General features: G+C 66.3%; 1 protein-coding gene. It reads right to left on the reverse strand.

Annotated features, from left to right (window positions below; genetic code table 11):
* On the reverse strand, positions 1 to 2,663 hold a 2,663-nt coding region (locus ACWEO2_RS44215; RefSeq protein WP_452410863.1), incomplete at both ends, for a condensation domain-containing protein.

Raw genomic sequence — 2,663 nt, forward strand, 5'->3', positions numbered from 1 at the left:
ATGTAGGCCGGATCGCGGTGGCCGTCGGGCTTGGCGACGACCAGACGCGCACCCACCTGCAAGGGCCAGAAGAACTCCCACACCGACACATCGAACGTCGCCGGCGTCTTCTGCAACACCACATCATCAGCCGAAAGACCGTATGCGGCATGCATCCACACCAAACGGTTGACGATCGCGGCATGCGAAACAGCCACACCCTTCGGGCGGCCGGTCGAACCCGAAGTAAAGATCACATACGCGGTATTGCCCGGCCGCAGCGGCCGATGCCGATCCGCATCCGTCAACGGCTCACCCGAGAACTCAGCAAGATCGAGCTCATCAATACGAACCTGCCGCGACACCGTCGACTCCAGATCAGTGCCAGAAGTCAGCACACACACCGGACGCGCAGTCTCCAGAATGTAATCAATGCGCTCACCCGGATGATCCGGATCCAACGGCACATAGGCACCACCGGCGGCATTGATCGCGTACATGCCGACGACCAGGTCGATCGAGCGCCGCATACCAAGGGCGACATACGATTCCGGGCCGACACCGTTCTGCTTCAGCCAGCGCGCCAACCGGTGCACCCGGGCGCCGAACTCGGCATAGGACAGACTGGTCCCCTCGTAGCTGACCGCGTACTCGTCCGGGGTCCGCACCAGCTGCGCCTCGAACAGCGAAACCAGTGTCGCCGCCGCATCGCCCACCGGTGAGGTGAGCGCCGCGTCCACCGGGAATTCGGTGTCATTCCATTGGTCGAGCACCAGGGCGCGCTCGGTGTCGTCGAGCAGGTCGATATCGCCCACCACGACCGCTGGTGCGGCGGTGATGCCGTGCAGCACCCGGACGAAGCGCTCGGCGAAGGATTCGGCGAAGGGCTCGTCGAAAAGGTCGGTGGCATAGACGAGTTCGGCATCCATCTCGGATTCCGCGCCCTCGCTCAGCGTGAGCTGCAGGTCGACCTTGGCGGTCGGCTGGTCGATGCCCAGTTCGGAGACGGCGAGGCCCGGCAATTCTAGCGAGGTGCGGCCGAGGTTCTGGAACGACAGCATCACCTGGAACAGCGGATGCCGCGCCTGCGAACGGGCCGGGTTGAGCACCTCGACCAGCCGCTCGAACGGCACATCGGCGTGCGCGAAGGCCTGCAGATCGCGCTCGCGCACCTGCCCGAGCAGGTCGGCGAACGATTCGGACGGATCAACCTGAGTACGCAAAACCAGGGTGTTGACGAACATACCGACCAGGTCGTCGAGCACCTGCTCACCGCGACCGGCCACCGGGATGCCGATGGCGATGTCATCGGAACCGCTCAGCCGCGCGAGCAGCGTCGCGAAGGCGCTGTGCACCACCATGAACAGCGTGGTGCTGTGCTCGTGCGCGACGCGGTTCAGCGCGTCGACGAGAGTGTCGGGCAGCCGGAATCGGTGTGTCCGTGCCTGATACGAGGCGACCACCGGCCGCGGCTTCGGCGAAAGACGCAGTTCCTCGGGCAGTCCGGCCAGGGTTTCCCGCCAGTAGCCGAGCTGTTCGGAGATCAGCGAGGTCGGATCGTCCTCGGCGCCAAGGGTTTCGCGCTGCCAGAGTGCGTAATCCACGTACTGCACCGGCAGCGGCGCCCAGACCGGCGCGGATTCGGAGCTGCGCGCGATATAGGCCGACATGAGGTCGCGCACCAGCGGACGCATCGAAAAGCCGTCCGCCGCAATGTGATGCACGACGACCGCGAGCACGTGATCCTGGGTGTTATCGCGCCACTTCTTGCTGCTCAGCGGCGCGCGCTCGACCTGGTAGAGCCGAATCCGCACCGGGGATTCGGTGGTCACGTCGAAGCCGCGGCCGATGAATTCGTAAAGGGCGCTGCCCATTTCGCTTTCGGCGGCCGGGACGATCTCCAGTTCCGGCAGTGCCCGCGCGGCCGGGAGCACCTGCTGGTAGGCCACTCCCTCGTGGGACGGGTAGATCGTGCGCAGCGATTCGTGCCGGGTGATCACATCGGCGATGGCACCGCGCAGCGCGGACAGATCCAGATGTCCGTGCAGCCGCACCGCCACCGGGATATTGTCGGCGGCCGAATCGGCGTCGAAGCGGTTGAGGAACCACATCCGCTGCTGCGCCAGCGACAGCGGCGGGTACTCCGGACGCGGACGCGTGGTCAGCGCCTGACGGCCACCGGCCCCGGCATTGGCCTCCATCCGCGCGGCGAGCGCGGCCACGGTCGGCGCCTCGAACAGCAGCCGCACCGGAACCTGGGTATCCAGGGCCGCGCCGAGGCGCGCCACCACCTGGGTGGCGACCAGCGAGTTGCCGCCGAGATCGAAGAAGTTGTCGTCGATGCCGATCCGGTCATGGCTCAACACGTCGCTGAATACGCCGACGACGATCTCTTCGATCGGGGTCGACGGCGCGCGGAATTCCTTGGCCTCGAAGACAGGTTCGGGCAGTGCGCGCCGGTCCAGCTTGCCGTTGGGGTTCAACGGCATCGCATCGAGCACCACAATGGCGGACGGGACCATATACGAGGGCAGCTGCTCGCTCAGGTGCGCGCGCAGCTCATCGAGATCGACCGTGCCGCCGTTCGCGGGCACCACATAGCCGACCAGCTGATCGCCGGTACGGGCATCCGCACGCACCAGCGCCACGGCCTGTGCGACCGCATCGTGCGCGGTGAGGGCGGT

It is taken from the genome of Nocardia sp. NPDC004278 (assembly GCF_053602975.1).